The organism is Erythrobacter sp. 3-20A1M (genome assembly GCF_018636735.1).
Classification (GTDB): Bacteria; Pseudomonadota; Alphaproteobacteria; order Sphingomonadales; family Sphingomonadaceae; genus Alteriqipengyuania.
Window position 1 is genome coordinate 1,927,605 of sequence record NZ_CP045200.1, and the last position, 15,035, is coordinate 1,942,639.

Sequence of the window (15,035 nt, forward strand, 5' to 3'; positions counted from 1 at the left end):
CCGTCCTGGAGTGCCGGACCAAGAAGTTCTGCCGATCGATAGTGCGAAACTTCGTGCAGATGCGGCTCCCGTGTTCCAGCCCGTCCAATTCGACTTGACAAACTTGCTCGAAAGCGTGAAGCGAACGTTCACATTTTGACGTACGCCGGACAACCGGCGGCGATTTGCAGGGAGGATACTATGACTGGCACCGGGAAAATTGCGTCCGTCCGCTTCTTGAGCGGCGTATCCGCGCTCGCCTTGCTCGGGCTTTCTCAGGCCGCCTTTGCGCAGGAGGTCATTCCCAACGGCGCGGACGCGGGCGATCCGTCCGAAGTTGGGCTAAACGAAGACAACGTCATCGTCGTTACCGGAATTCGCGCGAGCCTCGCCGAGTCGCAGCGGATCAAGCGTGACGCGCAGGGCGTCGTCGATGCGATTTCGGCCGAGGATATCGGCAAGTTCCCCGACACCAACCTCGCCGAGTCGCTGCAGCGCATCACCGGCGTTTCCATCGATCGGCAGAACGGTGAAGGTTCGACGGTCACGGTCCGCGGGTTCGGCCCGGAATATAACCTCGTACTGCTCAACGGTCGGCAGATGCCGACGTCGACGCTGGGCGATGGTGCCAGTGCCCCGTCCACGCGATCGTTCGATTTCGCCAACCTCGCGTCCGAGGGCGTTGCCGGGGTGGAGGTCTACAAGACCGGGCGCGCGTCCGTTCCCTCGGGCGGCATCGGCTCGACCATCAACATCAAGACCCCGCGCCCGCTCGATACCATGGGCTTGCGCGGCAGCGTCGCCGCCAAGGCCGTGCTCGACACCTCGCGCAACGGGAAGGACGAGGTCACGCCCGAATTTTCGGGGATCATTTCCGATACCTTTGCCGACGAGCGCTTCGGCGTTCTGCTGACCGGTTCGTATCAGCGCCGCAAGGCGAGCAACAACTCCGGTAGCGTGGGCTTTCGCGACGGATTTATCGGCTCGGAAAACAATTGGGGGACGCTGCCGCAGCCCGGCACGCCGGGGGCGCAAAACGTCACCAATCGGCCGGGGCCGGACGACGTCTATGAAATTCCCCAGAGCGCCGCTTACGACCTGATCGATATCGACCGCGAACGCATCAACGGCCAGTTGGTGCTGCAGGCGCGGCCGACCGATACCCTGACCGCCACGGTCGATTACACCTATTCGCGCAACAAGATCGAAGTGCGCGACAGCAGCGTGGGTATCTGGTTCAATTTCGGCGACACATCGAGCGAGTGGACCGATGGCCCCGTGGCCGGTCCGGTGTTCTATTCGGAGAATTTCGCACCGGGGAAGGATCTTTCCTACAGCGGCGCGCTGTCCGCGAACCAGAGCGAGAACAAGTCGCTCGGCGGAAATCTGGTCTGGGAAGCGCCCGGTAACGTGACGGTGGTGCTGGACGCGCACCACTCCACCGCGGAATCGAAGCCGACCAACAAATACGGCTCCAGCACGTCGATCGGCAACGCCATCTTTGGCGTGCAATCGCAGACGATCAATTTCGAGAACGACCTGCCCGTACTGTCCTACAACATGTATCCGGGCATCGATCCGCTCGACGCCTCGCTCATCACTCCGACCGGCAACTCGTTCCGGAACGCCTATTTCCGCGACGAAATCAACCAGGTCCAGTTGACCGGGCATTACGACCACGGGGGCGATATCCTCGACAGCATCGACGCCGGATTCTCCTTCGTCGATAACAAGGTGCGTTCCGCCTACGGGTTCATCCAGAACGAGACGTGGGGCGGCGTCGGACCGGCTTCGGATATTCCCGACGATCTCTTCACCCTTGTCACCATTCCCGACAAGTTCGACGGGGTGAGTGGCGCGGATGCCGGCATCATCCCGGCATTGTACCAGTTCGACTTCGCGAACTACGCTGACTTGCTGGAGAGCCTATATCAGGTTTGCAGCCAATCGCAGACGGGATCGGTCCAGCCCGGAACCTGTCTGGCCGACTATACGACGGACCGGACGATCAGCGAGAAGACGATCTCCCCGTTTGTGCAAGCGAATTTCGCCTTCGACGTCTTCGACCGGCCCGCGCATATCATCGCAGGTCTTCGCTACGACCAGACGACCGTCGCTTCGTCTTCGCTCCTGCCGATCCCGGTAGGAACGCGCTGGACGGGCAACAACGAATTCGCGTTGATTCTTGGCGATACCCAGACGCTGACGAGCAAGGGCAGTTACCAGAACTGGCTGCCGAATATCGATTTCGACATTGAACCGATACGCAATGTGAAGCTGCGCGCATCCTATAGCCACACTATTACACGCGCCAATTACGCTGATTTGCAGGGTGGGCTGGAACTGGCCACGAACCCTACCATTTCGCAGGGCACGGGCAGTCTCGGCAATCCCAATCTCGTTCCGTTCAAGTCGAAGAACATCGATCTCTCGGCCGAATGGTACTACGGGCGTGCCAGTTACCTCTCGGTGGGCTTCTTCAACAAGGACGTGAAGAATTTCATCAGCGTCGACCAGATCAATCGGACCGCGTTCGACCTGCGTAATCCGGCCGATGGGCCGCGTTACCAGGCAGCGGTAGCGGCCCTGGGCACCACGGATGCTACCCAAGTCCGTGATTACATCCTGCGCAATTATCCGGGCTCATCGACCGTCACGGGATCGACTGTGATTGACGGGGTAACCTACCTGCAGGGCGACATCTTTGGGCTGCCAGAGGACGACCTGTTCAACTTCCAGATCGCGCAACCCTTCAACAATGATCGGACTGCCAATATCCATGGCTGGGAATTCGCGATCCAGCACCAGTTCTGGGATACGGGCTTCGGCGTCATCCTGAACTACACGATCGTCGATGGCGATACCGATTACGACAACGCTCTCAACCCGAATATCGGGCAGTTCGCGCTGACCGGGCTGAGCGATAGCGCCAACGCGGTCGCGTTCTTCGACAAGTATGGGTTGCAGGCTCGCGTCGCTTACAATTGGCGCGACGAATTCTACGCCGGCGGCTCGTTCGATCCGACCTATGTCGAGGCCTATGGGCAGATCGATGCGAGCGCGAGTTACGAATTCACGAACGGTCTGTCGGTATTCCTCGAGGCGATCAACCTGACCGGGGAGGGTCGGCGCGGCCATCGGCGGTCGGACAACTTCGTGACCTTTGCGCAGCCTGGCTACGCGCGCTACTCGGGGGGCGTACGTTTCACCTTCTGACCAGGGAGGCGCGACCCTCCCTGCCGAAGACGCGGAACGGTTTCAGCGCGTCCGGTGTGAGAGCGATCCGCACCGGCTGCGCCGCACGCGAGGGGTGATGATTTGGCCAGATCGATCCGGCAGATCGTAATCGTCGGGGGCGGCACAGCCGGATGGCTGGCCGCCTGCCGGATCGCCGCGCATCCCTGGCGCGAAGCCGCACCGGCCGTGACGCTGATCGAGGCACCGGATATCGCCCCACTCGGCGTGGGCGAGGGCACCTGGCCCACCATGCGGGGTACGCTTGCCCGGATCGGTATCGGTGAAGCGGAATTCCTCCGCGCCTGCGATGGCTCGTTCAAGCAAGGCTCTCGTTTCGAGGGCTGGGTGACGGGCGCACCCGACGACAGCTATCTCCATCCCTTCACCGCTCCTCCCGATGGCGTAGCGGACGATGTCCTCGCAGGCTGGAGCGCCGTGCCGGACCGTTCCTTTGCGGAGGCGATGACCGCGCAGGCGCGCATCTGTCGGCTGGATTGTGCGCCCCGTCAGCCGGGAATGCCCGACTACGCCGGCGCGCTGAACTACGCCTATCACCTCGATGCAGGCAAACTCGCGACCATGCTGCGGCAGCGGGCCGTCGACGATCTCGGGGTGCAGCATGTGCGCGACCGGGTGACCGATGTGGTATGCGACGCAAGCGGCGGTATCTCGCGCGTCGAGACGAAGGCGAACGGTCCGATCGAGGGCGACCTGTTCATCGATTGTACCGGGCAGAGCGCGCGATTGATTGGTTTCGCCTTGCAGGTCCCATGGATCGATCGCGGCGACGTGCTCTTCAACGACCGCGCGCTCGCCGTTCAGGTGCCGGTGTCCGATGGTAGTCCCATCGCCTCGCAAACCGTGGCGATCGCCCACAGCGCCGGGTGGACCTGGGACATCGGCCTGCCCACGCGGCGCGGGATCGGCTGCGTGTATTCCTCGCGCCATATGAGCGACGACAATGCCCTCGCGCAGCTTCGCCGATATGTCGCGCAAGCGCTCCCGGACGTCGCGTTTAGGCCTGAGGGCGTAAGGCAACTCACCTTTTCCAGCGGGCATCGCGGGCGTTTCTGGCAAGGCAATTGCCTCGCCATCGGCCAGTCGGCCGGTTTCATGGAGCCGCTCGAGGCGTCGGCCATCGTGATGATCGAACTCTCGCTCGACATGCTGCTCGACAATTTCCCCGCGACCGACGCTTCGCTGTCGCTTCATGCCGAACGGTTCAATCGCCTGTTCCGCTATCGCTGGGACCGGATCGTCGATTTCCTGAAGCTGCATTACGTGCTCAGCCGCCGGGAAGAGCCCTATTGGCGCGATCATTGTGATCCGGCGAGCACAACGTCCAGTCTAGCCGACCTCGTGGTGCTCTGGCGGGAGCAGCCGCCTTCGGGTTACGACTTTCCCCAACGGGACGAAGTCTTCCCGGCAGCCAGTCATCAGTACGTGCTCTACGGGATGCGCGGGCGCCCGGAGAACGATCGAACCTTGCACACTCCAGCCGGCGCGGCGATGGAAGGGACCATGCAGCAAATCCATCAGCGGGGAAGGGCGCTTGCCTCGGCCCTTCCGACCAACCGGGCCTATCTCGACGCGCTCCGCGATGCGGAACCGAGGGAGGCCGCAGTAGCGGGAGCGGATCGATGAGCAGTCACGCAATCCTCGACAGCGCGACCCATGCGGATTTGCGCATCCGTACCGACGCATCAGGCGAGTTGGGCGATGCGATCATGTCATGCCCGGTGATGCCGAACGAGTTCCGGCAGGTGCAGGCGCATTATCCCATCCTGTTCCGCCTCGATACCGAACGTCGAAGCTTTACCGCACATGCGCTGTTCGGGTTCGATACCGGAGAGAACCTGTTCTTGGACGAGGGCAATTGGGATGTGCGTTACCGGCCTTTGGCAATGGCGGTGCAACCTTTCCTGATCGGACGTTCGCCCGAGGGGGACGCGGCCCAGGTCATATCGACATGGCGCACCCGCGGGTGTCCTATGGCGACGGCGTGCGGGTGTTCGACGAGGATCGGCAACCGACGCCCTATCTGGAGCGAATGTCGGAGCTGCTCGGGGCGCTGGACGAGGGCTATCGCGCAAGCGGAGCGTTTTTCGAGGCGCTTCAGCGGTACGAACTGCTCGAACCCTTCTCGCTCGAAGTGGAACTGGAGGATGGATCGAAGAACCGGCTAGTCGGCTTCCACGTAATCGATGAAGATCGGTTGCGGGCTCTCGATGCGGCGACGCTGGAGGAACTGCACGCGCAGGACCATTTGCTGCCGATCTTCATGGCTCTCGCATCGCTGGCGCAGATCGGCGCGCTGGTCGATCGCAAGAACCAGCGGATCGATCATGGCTGATGCCGATCCCCGCCTGCACGACCGCCTGCCTGCCATCGCGGAGCGCAGCGTGGAAACGGCGGCGGAACTGGATTGGCTGTTGCAGGACAGCCGCGAGCCCTTCGTGGTGCGCGGCCTGGCGTCTCCGTGGCCGCTGGTCGCGGCGGGGAGGGAATCGAACCGTGCGGCGCGCGAATATCTGCTCGCCCGGGCAAAGGACCGGCCCTTCGTCGTGTCGGTCGGCGCGCCGGGTGACGGCGGGCGGCTGTTCTACGACGAGCGGATGCGGATGAATTTCCAGAGCGGTCGCGCGCTCTTGCCGGAGGTGTTTCAAGGAATCGACGCGGCGGAGGGGAAGCCGGACGCCGCCACGGTCTATCTCTCCTCGATCGACATGCATGAATTCTTCGATGGCCTGTACGAAGACAATCATATCGATCTGGGCGACCGGTCCCTGATCTCCAGCATCTGGATCGGCACCCGCACGCGCATCGCGGCGCACAACGATTTTCCCCACAATCTGGCCTGCTGCGCCGTCGGTCGCCGTCGGTTCACGCTGTTCCCACCCGATCAGTTCGCCAATCTCTATCTCGGCCCGATCGACAACACCCCGGCGGGCCGAGCGATCAGCATGGTCGATTTGCACGATCCCGATTTCGGCGCACACTCGCGATTTCGGGAAGCGCTGAAGCACGCGGTAGTGGCGGAACTGGAAGCGGGCGACGCGCTCTACATCCCTTCCATGTGGTGGCACCATGTCGAGGGGCTGGACGACTTCAACGTGCTGGTGAATTTCTGGTGGCGCGATACGCCGCGCTGGATGGGGCAGCCGCAGGACGCACTCAACCATGCGATCTTGGCGGTGCGTGACTTGCCCGATGCCGAAAAGGATTTGTGGCGACAGCTGTTCGCGTATTACGTGTTTGAGAACGGACCGGAGGTCACCGACCATATCCCGCCGGATGCGCGCAGCGTGCTGAATCCGCTGACCGCGGAGAACGCAGGGCGGCTCCGGGCGTTCCTGCTGCGGTCGCTGAGCCGATGAAGGTCCGAGGCATATGAAGATCGAGGGCGACCGGCCTATCCGCATCGTGATTGCCGGCGGCGGCACCGCAGGCTGGATGGCGGCTGCCGCCATTGCGCGGACCATGGGTCGCGCGGCCGAGGTGACGCTGGTCGAATCCGACATGATCGGCACCGTTGGCGTTGGCGAAAGCACCATTCCGCCGCTCGTCACCTACAACCGCCTGCTCGGCATCAACGAAGCCGATTTCATGCGCGAGACGCGCGCGACCTTCAAGCTGGGTATCCAGTTCGACAACTGGCTGCGCGAGGGCGAGGGCTATTTCCATTCCTTCGGCCTCACCGGCAAGGATCACTGGGCCGCGGGGTTCCAGCACTTCTGGCTGGAAGGGCGCGAGCGCGGCCATTCCGAGCCCTACGATGACTATTGTTTGGAACTTATGGCCGCCCACGCGGGCAAGTTCGCGCATCTGCCCGACGACCGCATGAACTACGCCTATCAGCTCGACAGCGCACGGTACGCCGCGTTTCTCCGGAGAATGGCGGAAGCGGACGGGACGCACCGGCGCGAAGGGCGGATCGCGCAAGTGGAGCTCGATTCCGAAAACGGCGACATCCACGCGCTTTTGATGGAAGGTGGCGAGCGTGTGGAGGGCGACCTGTTCCTCGATTGCACCGGGTTTCGCGCCCTGCTGATCGAGGGGGCGCTACACGCGGGCTACGACGACTGGTCGCATTACCTGCCTTGCGATGCGGCGATCGCGGTGCAGACTCGCTCGGTTCGCCCCCCGCCGCCCTTCACGCGGGCGATCGCGCACGATTCAGGGTGGCAATGGCGCATTCCGTTGCAGCATCGCGGCGGCAACGGCATCGTCTATTGCAGCCGGTATCTGGAGCGGGACGCGGCGCTCGACCGGCTGCTATCGACGGTCGAGGGCGAGGTCCTGAACGAGCCCAACATGTTGCGCTTCCTCACCGGCGCGCGGCGGCGGCAATGGTATCGCAACTGCGTGGCGATCGGACTTTCCGCCGGGTTCATGGAGCCACTGGAATCGACCAGCATCCATCTGATCCAGCGCGCGGTGCTGCGGCTCATCCGGATGCTGCCCGCGCGCGAGGTGAGCGAGCGCGACATCGCCGAATTCAACGATCAGCAGATGACGGATATGGTGCAGATCCGCGATTTCCTGATCCTGCATTACAAGGCGACCGAGCGCACCGACAGCGCCTTCTGGCGCTATTGCCGGGCGATGGACGTGCCCGACAGCCTGGTGCAGCGCATCGGCCTGTTTCGCGAGACGGGCCGCGTTTTCCGCAAGAACGAGGAACTGTTCGCCGAGAACAGCTGGGTGCAGGTGATGATGGGGCAGGGCATCGTGCCGCAGAACCATCACCCCATCGCGGGCAAGCTGACCGACGACGAAGTCGATCGCCTGTTGCAGACCCTTCGCACCGGGGTTTCGAAAACGGTCGCCTCGCTGCCTTCGCACGACAGTTACGTCAGGCGCTATTGCGGCGCGCAGGATTCCGCGCCGGGCTCACATGCAGATGCGCTTGGCGGATGACGGTGTAGACGGCTAGAGGCTGCGGCACTGGAATTAAGGATTGAATTATGGCCCGGCGGCGGGACGCGGTTACCATCAAGCATGTCGCGGCGGATGCGGGTGTCTCGCTCCAGACGGTCAGCCGCGTCATCAACAAGGAACCCAGCGTCCGGCCTGTCACCGCGCAAAAGGTTCAGGCGTCCATCGACCGGCTGGGCTACGTGCCCTCGATCGCGGCGCAACGCATGCGCGGCCACCGGTCCTACATTATCCTGGCGCTGAACGACCGCGAACGTACCATTTCCGACTGGCAGGAGCGGCAGGGTGCCGACTGGGTCGACCAGATGCTGCTCGGCGGAATGCTGAAATGCGCCGAACACGGCTATCGGCTGATGTTCGAACTGGTCGACACGCACAGCGACCATGTGGAGCGAGAGCTCGACGCGGCACTCGCGGCTTTGCAACCCGACGGCGTAATCCTGACACCGCCGCACTCGGACAATCCGCTTATCCTGCGCCTGCTGGAGGACGGCAAGATTCCGTTTGCCCGGATCGGATCGGCCGATACCGAGACGGGTATCACGCTGACCATGGATGACACCGGGTCCGCGAGGATGGCGACGGAGCATCTCATCGAACTGGGCCATCGCCGGATCGGGTTGATCGCGGGGCCGCCGGAGTACGGCCTCAGCGCGTGGCGTATCGACGGCTGGCGACAGGCCATGACCGCTGCCGGATTGCCCACCGAAGGTCTGCTGGAAGCCGGTGATTTCGGGTTCGAGACCGGTGTCGTCGCGGCTCGCAAATTGCTGGAGGGGGCTCAGCCGCCGAGCGCGATCGTGGCCAGCAGCGACAAGATGACGCTGGCGACCCTGGAAACCGCGCGAGCGATGGGCCTCGAGGTACCCAAAGACTTGTCGCTCATCAGTTTCGACAACACTCCGATCGCGCGCTTTACCCACCCGCCTCTCACCGCGATAGACCAGCCGGTTGCCAAGACCGTCGCGCGCGCCGTGGAACTGATCATCGCGGCACAGGGTCGGAAGGATTTGCCGGAGATGCCGGTCGTGATCCCTGGATCGCTCGTCCAGCGCGATTCCACCACGCGAGCGCCAGCGACCAGCCCGAATGGCAGCTGATCCGACAAGGGCAGCCGAACCGGCCCAATCGCTGCGTTTCCTGTTGCTTTACGCGCTCGCCTGGGCTGGCGGGGCAGTGGCCTACGTTCCCTTCCTCACCCTGTTCCTGCCCGTTCGCGTGGCCGAGATCTCGGGCTCCGCGGCGGTCCAATGGCTGGGTTACATGGCATTCGGCGGAGCGGTCGCCGCCAGCATCGGGGGTGTGGCGTTCGGCTGGCTAAGCGACCTGTATGGGAAGCGGTGGGGTTGGATCCGCGCTGGGGTGGTAGTCAATGTCGTCCTCTTGCTTGTCATGGCCCGGATCGAAACCCTGTGGCTACTGATGGCGACATTGCTGATATGGCAATTGGGCCTCAACATGATGCTATCTCCACTCGCCGCGCTGGCCGGCGATTGCGTGCCCGACCATCAGAAAGGGCTGTTGGGCGGGCTCCTTGCCTTCGCCCCGGCTGCCGGCGCGGCTGCGGGCGCCCTCGCGACTTTCATCGGCATCATTCCGCGCGGTGGCATGCCGCTGCAGGATCAGATGTCGATCGTCGCAGTGATGATCGTGGCTTGCGTCGGACCGCTTCTCCTTTTCGGCAAGCCGCGTCCCGTTCCCGTGTCGACCGGAGGCTCAACCGAACGAACCCGCGAACCGCGCCGTCTCGATCGCGCCATCGTGCGGATGTGGCTTGCGCGCCTCGCGGTCCAGATCGCGGAAGCGACGTTGTTCGCCTATCTGCTGTATTATTTCCAGTCGCTCGACCCGTCCTTCCGGGCGGTCGATATCGCGCGGATCACCAGCGCCGTACTCATCCTTTCCATACCCCTGTCGCTGTTTGCGGGACGATGGGCCGACCAGAGCGGTCGAGCGATCCGGCCGCTGCGCCTCAGTGCAGGTATCGGTGCGGCCAGCCTGGCGCTGATGGCGGTGTCGGACAGCATCGCCACCGCGCTTTCCGGATATATCCTGTTCGGCGTGGCGGCAGCTGTGTTCCTCGCGCTCCACAGCAGTCAGACCCTGCGGGTTCTGCCCAGTCCGACCCGGCGCGGGCGCGATATCGGACTCTTCAATTTGGCCAATACAGTCCCCTCGCTGATCATGCCGTGGCTGACGATCGCGATCGTCCCCGCCTATGGTTTCGCGCCGCTGCTCTGGCTGCTCGCGCTTCTCGCAGGGCTCGCGACATTCCTGATGATGAGCATCGAAGCCCTTCCTAAATCCGCTTGAACTTTGCGGCGGCGCGTGCAACTTCGTGAATGATAACGTTCACTGCAAGAGGCGGGAGAGGCCATGCGAACGATCGGTAAGGCATTGGGCGGGGCAGCCCTGCTGTTGCTCGCCACCACTGGATGCACCCAGCTAACCCCTGTATCCAGCGCTTCCCAGGAAGCGATGGGCGGGGCTGGGGCGAACGCGGAACTATGGCCCGCCGCCCACAGTCCGCAAGCGATCACCAGTCCAGAGACCGAAGCGAAGATCGACCGCATCCTGCGCGCGATGACCGTGCGGCAGAAGGTCGGACAGGTGATCCAGGCCGATATCAGTACCATCAAACCGGCTGATCTGGCGGACTATCCCCTCGGCTCGATCCTCGCCGGCGGAAACAGCGGCCCGTATGAAAACGAACGCTCCAGCGCCGCCGACTGGGATCGTTTGGTGAGAGAATTCCGCGCCGCCTCCATGGCACCGCGCGCCGACGGCGTGGCCGTTCCGATCCTGTTCGGGGTCGATGCCGTGCACGGGCACAACAATATCCCCAACGCGACCCTGTTTCCTCACAATGTCGGCCTGGGGGCGGCGCACGATCCGGAGATGATCCGCCGCATAGGCGCGGCGACGGCGGCGGAGATTGCCGGCAGCGGAATCGAATGGACCTTCGCTCCGACCCTCGCGGTTCCGCAGGACCTGCGCTGGGGCCGTGCTTACGAAGGCTACTCATCCGATCCCGCGCTCGTCGCCTCCTATGCGAGGGCCATGGTGCTGGGTTTGCAGGGCGAACTGCGCGAAGGGCAGGAGCTGGCCCGTGACCGTGTCGCCGCGACGGCCAAGCATTTCTTGGCCGATGGGGGTACGCAGGGAGGGCGCGACCAGGGCGATGCAAAGATTTCGGAAGCGGAGCTGATTGCGACCCATGCGCAGGGCTATCCCGCCGCGATCGATGCTGGGGCATTGACCGTCATGGCCAGTTTCTCGAGCTGGAACGGGGTAAAGAACCACGGCAACCGGTCGCTGCTGACGGACGTGCTGAAGGGCCGCATGGGCTTCCAAGGCCTGGTTGTCGGCGACTGGAATGGGCACGGCCAAGTGGACGGCTGCACCGTGACCGACTGTCCGAAGGCGCTGGAAGCCGGGCTGGACCTGTTCATGGCGCCCGACAGCTGGAAGGGTCTGTTCGACACCACCCTGCGCGAGGTGCAGGCGGGCGAAATTCCGACGGAGCGGCTCGACGACGCGGTTCGTCGTATCCTGCGCGTGAAGGCGAAACTTGGGCTGCTCGACAATCCGCCAGCGCAGCGGCGCGACTATTCCGCTATTGGTGCGCCCGACCATCTCGCACTGGCGCGCGAGGCAGTGGCGAAATCCCTCGTTCTCCTGAAAAACAATGGATCGGTTCTGCCGATCAAGCCCGGTGCGCGGGTACTGGTCGCGGGGCCGGGCGCGGATGACATGGCGGCGCAGGCTGGCGGCTGGACGATCAGCTGGCAGGGGACCGACGTCACGCATGCCGACTTCACCAATGGCCAGACCATCTGGGAAGGCATTAGCGCGGCCGTGAAGCAGGCAGGGGGCACCGCGAAACTGTCCGCCGACGGCAGCTTCGAGCAGGCCCCCGATGTCGCGATCGTCGTGCTCGGCGAAGCACCCTATGCGGAATTCCAGGGCGACGTTCCGACCCTCGATTATCAGCCCGGAAAGGCTGGCGATCTCGCCCTGCTCAAGAGGCTGAAGGACGCGGGAATACCTGTCGTCTCGGTCTTCCTGTCCGGTCGCCCGATGTTCACCAGCCCGGAAATCAACGCTTCGGATGCGTTCGTGGCGGCGTGGCTCCCCGGGTCGCAGGGCGCGGGTGTCGCGGACGTGCTGGTGGCGCGCGCGGACGGCACGGCGGCACGCGACTTCACCGGTCGGCTGTCCTTTCCTTGGCCCGCCGACGCTCGTTCGCCGATCGACAAGCCGCTATTCGCCATGGGGTACGGGCTCGATTACGCTGCGAAGAACAGCCTTCCCCAACTTTCGGAAGACCCCGGAATGGACGTGGCCGCCGCGCTGAACGTCGCCAATTTCTTCGCAGCAGGCCGAGCACAGGATCCATGGAGCATGACCCTGACCGATGCCGGTGGCGCGCGCGCGGTGGGGCCGGGTACGACCACCAGTGCCCGCAATAGCTTGGTCGCCAGCCCAGTCGATTTCGCGGCGCAGGAAGATGCGAAGGCGATCGTATGGTCGGGCGAGGGGGCAGTCAGTATCGACGGGCCCGCGGCGGATCTGTCGCGACAGCTCAACAACGCGTTCGCGGTGCGGATCGACGGAAGGATCGACAAGCGGGGGCCCGGGCGCGTGCTGGTGGCGCTGGGTAACCGTAATTTCGACGTTACCGACCTGCTGGCACGCATGCCGATTGGCCAGCCGATGACGTTGAAGATCCCGCTGCGCTGCTTCGCCGATGCCGGTGCTGATCTTTCGCAGGTCGGCAATGCGCTGCGGATCACCGCGGACAGCGGATTCGCCATGACCCTGGCGGGGGCGAAGGTCGAAGCGGTGGGTGAAGACCTCGCCTGTCCGGTGGCGGTACCATGAGCGCCGCAGCGTGCAGCGAAACCGTGCCTCCTTTGCGCAGGGCCGCGTTGTCTCTCGCATCGATATTGCTGGTGGCGGGTTGCACGACTGTGCAGCAACGCGCCGACGCTGAGGCTTCGGCTGCGGATATTCTGTTCGTCGACCAGTTCGACGGCCCCGCGCTCGATCCGAGCAAGTGGAACGTCGAGGGGCCGGAGTTCTGGGTGAACAACGAACAGCAGGCCTATGTCGATGCGCCCGATACGATCCAGCTTCTGCCGGCTGGCGCGATATCCGGAGCCGAGGACGGGGTGCTGGTCCTGAAGCCGCAGTTCCGCAAGGGGTTTCGCACGCCGTCGGGCCGCACGGCGGATTTCGTGTCGGGCCGCATCAATACCCGGGACAAGTTCGACTTCACCTACGGGACGGCATCAGCGCGGATAAAGATGCCGGACGCGGCGGGGGTTTGGCCGGCCTTCTGGTTGCTGGGATATGGCGATTGGCCCGCCTCGGGCGAGACCGACATCATGGAATATGTCGGCGAGAAGGACTGGGTCGGCGTGGCAATGCACGGACCTGGCTATTCCGGCGAAACGCCGCTGGTGAACAAATACTACTTTCCCGACGACACCGACGTGACGGACTGGCATGTCTATTCGGTCGAACGGTCGCCCGACCAGCTGCTGTTCAAGATCGATGGCAGGCCGATCTACCGCGTGACGCGCCCGATGGTCGAACATTACGGCAAATGGGTCTACGACCGGCCCGAATATATCATCCTGAACTTCGCGCTCGGCGGGGCCTACCCCTCCAAGATCAACGGCATCGAGCGGCCCTATAACGGGCTGCCGGTGGAGACGGTCGAGCGGATCAAGAATGGCGACATAGCGATGTATGTCGATTGGGTGCGCGTGACTGGAGAGGCAGCCGACGCCGAGTGAGGGCAGTGGGGCGTTGCCGGTCGAGCCGCCGGCGCGGGGCTACGCCGTGCGCTTGTCCGCCGGCAAACCCGCAACTTCGCCAAGCACCCGCTCGGCATGTTCGGGGCGGCAGATGAGCAGGTCCGGCAGGTAAGTATCGCGCTGGTTGTAGACCAGCGGGCTGCCGTCGATACGCGAACAGTGCAGACCGTGCGCCAGCGCCACGGCGACCGGCGCGCAGCTGTCCCATTCGAACTGACCGCCCGAATGGAGGTAAATGTCCGCCTCCCCGCGAATGATGGCCATCGCCTTCGCTCCCGCGCTGCCCATCGGTACCAGTTCCGCGCTCAGGCGTTCGGCCACCGCCGTCGCTTCGGCGGCAGGTCGGGTCCGGCTGACGACCATACGCAGGCGCTCGGGTGCAGATGGAACCACCGCCGGTTGATCGCTGCGCAGCACCGCGTCGCAACCCGGCAGCGCGACCGCGCCGACGCTTGCTACACCGTTGATGGAAAGGCCGACATGCACCGCCCAGTCGGCGCGCTTCTCACCGTATTCGCGCGTGCCGTCCACCGGATCGACGATCCACACACGTTCGATATCCAGCCGTTCGGGCGTATCCTTGCTTTCTTCGGATAGCAGTCCGTCGTCGGGCCGCTGCTGCCGCAAAGCATGGACCAGGAACTGGTTCGCGGTCTGGTCGCCCGCCTTGCCCAGCGCCTTGCCTTCGAACATCCCGCTTTCGCGCACCGTCAGGAGAATGCGACCCGCCTCGCGCGCGAGATGGGCGGCCAGTTCGGCATCGGTCATCGCAGTCCGGTTCCCTCTTGGAGCGTCGCCTGGCGATCGGCAGGGGGTGCCTCTTCGACCGGTTTCTGGAACCCCCAATTGACCCCGGCCCAGGCTCGCTCGTGCAGATAGTAGAGCACCATCTTGGTCAGCACCTCGGTCCCTGCGATGGCCCCTGCGGCACGTGCGCTGCCGGTGAAGATGAACCCCAGGATGAAGGTGTCGAGACTGCCGAGCAACCGCCAGCTGATCGCCTTGACCAGTGAGCGGGAATGGGCTTCCCTACCTTTGAAAAGAAACATGTCGCCC

General features: G+C 64.0%; 11 protein-coding genes and 1 pseudogene. 10 read left to right on the plus strand and 2 right to left on the minus strand.

The genetic code is table 11. The features are described 5' to 3' along the window. Positions 1–216: 216 nt before the first annotated feature. The 10 genes and pseudogenes from F7D01_RS09500 (at position 217) to F7D01_RS09540 (ending at position 13,958) form a co-directional block, all read left to right on the plus strand. Entirely contained in the window at positions 217–3,195 is a 2,979-nt protein-coding gene (locus tag F7D01_RS09500; RefSeq protein WP_371819580.1) for a TonB-dependent receptor, read from the plus strand. Between the two features lie 102 nt (positions 3,196–3,297). Further along, on the plus strand, positions 3,298–4,860 hold the full coding sequence (locus F7D01_RS09505) for a tryptophan halogenase family protein (RefSeq protein ID WP_215227352.1): 1,563 nt from the start codon (positions 3,298–3,300) through the stop codon (positions 4,858–4,860). Beyond that, positions 4,857–5,105 (plus strand): annotated as a pseudogene (locus tag F7D01_RS15555) (SapC family protein); the annotation flags it as partial. The gene F7D01_RS09505 and the pseudogene F7D01_RS15555, both read left to right, overlap by 4 nt. An 80-nt stretch (positions 5,106–5,185) precedes the next feature. Then, complete coding sequence (locus F7D01_RS15560) at positions 5,186–5,569, plus strand: SapC family protein (protein ID WP_371819581.1); 384 nt, start codon at positions 5,186–5,188, stop codon at positions 5,567–5,569. After that, positions 5,562–6,593: a cupin-like domain-containing protein gene (locus tag F7D01_RS09515; protein ID WP_215227353.1), complete on the plus strand. Its 1,032-nt coding sequence runs from the start codon at positions 5,562–5,564 to the stop codon at positions 6,591–6,593. Before F7D01_RS15560 ends, F7D01_RS09515 begins: the two co-directional genes overlap by 8 nt. Before the next feature lie 13 nt (positions 6,594–6,606). Then, the gene (locus tag F7D01_RS09520) at positions 6,607–8,136 is read left to right on the plus strand and encodes a tryptophan halogenase family protein (RefSeq protein ID WP_215227354.1); all 1,530 of its coding nucleotides are present in this window, start codon (positions 6,607–6,609) and stop codon (positions 8,134–8,136) included. Between the two features lie 47 nt (positions 8,137–8,183). Continuing rightward, positions 8,184–9,254, plus strand: a complete 1,071-nt coding sequence (locus F7D01_RS09525) for a LacI family DNA-binding transcriptional regulator (protein WP_215227355.1) — start codon at positions 8,184–8,186, stop codon at positions 9,252–9,254. Beyond that, positions 9,244–10,467: an MFS transporter gene (locus F7D01_RS09530; protein ID WP_215227356.1), complete on the plus strand. Its 1,224-nt coding sequence runs from the start codon at positions 9,244–9,246 to the stop codon at positions 10,465–10,467. Before F7D01_RS09525 ends, F7D01_RS09530 begins: the two co-directional genes overlap by 11 nt. A gap of 63 nt (positions 10,468–10,530) precedes the next feature. After that, complete coding sequence (locus F7D01_RS09535) at positions 10,531–13,038, plus strand: glycoside hydrolase family 3 protein (RefSeq protein ID WP_251566704.1); 2,508 nt, start codon at positions 10,531–10,533, stop codon at positions 13,036–13,038. Between the two features lie 89 nt (positions 13,039–13,127). Further along, positions 13,128–13,958, plus strand: a complete 831-nt coding sequence (locus F7D01_RS09540) for a family 16 glycosylhydrolase (protein ID WP_251566706.1) — start codon at positions 13,128–13,130, stop codon at positions 13,956–13,958. Positions 13,959–13,997: 39 nt separating this feature from the next. Here the strand turns inward: F7D01_RS09540 and F7D01_RS09545 are convergent, their stop codons facing one another. After that, positions 13,998–14,747, minus strand: coding sequence for a 3'(2'),5'-bisphosphate nucleotidase CysQ (locus tag F7D01_RS09545; protein WP_215227358.1), 750 nt, complete (start codon positions 14,745–14,747; stop codon positions 13,998–14,000). Continuing rightward, complete coding sequence (locus tag F7D01_RS09550) at positions 14,744–15,028, minus strand: DUF2061 domain-containing protein (RefSeq protein ID WP_215227359.1); 285 nt, start codon at positions 15,026–15,028, stop codon at positions 14,744–14,746. The genes F7D01_RS09545 and F7D01_RS09550 overlap by 4 nt, the downstream gene beginning before the upstream one ends. Between the last annotated feature and the right edge of the window lie 7 nt (positions 15,029–15,035).

Bases quoted from the DNA above. Each gene is read 5' to 3' on its own strand.
- F7D01_RS09545 (WP_215227358.1), bottom strand. From the start codon at position 14,747: ATGACCGATGCCGAACTGGCCGCCCATCTCGCGCGCGAGGCGGGTCGC.
- F7D01_RS09520 (WP_215227354.1), top strand. From the start codon at position 6,607: ATGAAGATCGAGGGCGACCGGCCTATCCGCATCGTGATTGCCGGCGGC.
- F7D01_RS09525 (WP_215227355.1), top strand. From the start codon at position 8,184: ATGGCCCGGCGGCGGGACGCGGTTACCATCAAGCATGTCGCGGCGGAT.
- F7D01_RS09550 (WP_215227359.1), bottom strand. From the start codon at position 15,028: ATGTTTCTTTTCAAAGGTAGGGAAGCCCATTCCCGCTCACTGGTCAAG.
- F7D01_RS09535 (WP_251566704.1), top strand. From the start codon at position 10,531: ATGCGAACGATCGGTAAGGCATTGGGCGGGGCAGCCCTGCTGTTGCTC.
- F7D01_RS09515 (WP_215227353.1), top strand. From the start codon at position 5,562: ATGGCTGATGCCGATCCCCGCCTGCACGACCGCCTGCCTGCCATCGCG.
- F7D01_RS09530 (WP_215227356.1), top strand. From the start codon at position 9,244: ATGGCAGCTGATCCGACAAGGGCAGCCGAACCGGCCCAATCGCTGCGT.
- F7D01_RS15560 (WP_371819581.1), top strand. From the start codon at position 5,186: ATGGCGCACCCGCGGGTGTCCTATGGCGACGGCGTGCGGGTGTTCGAC.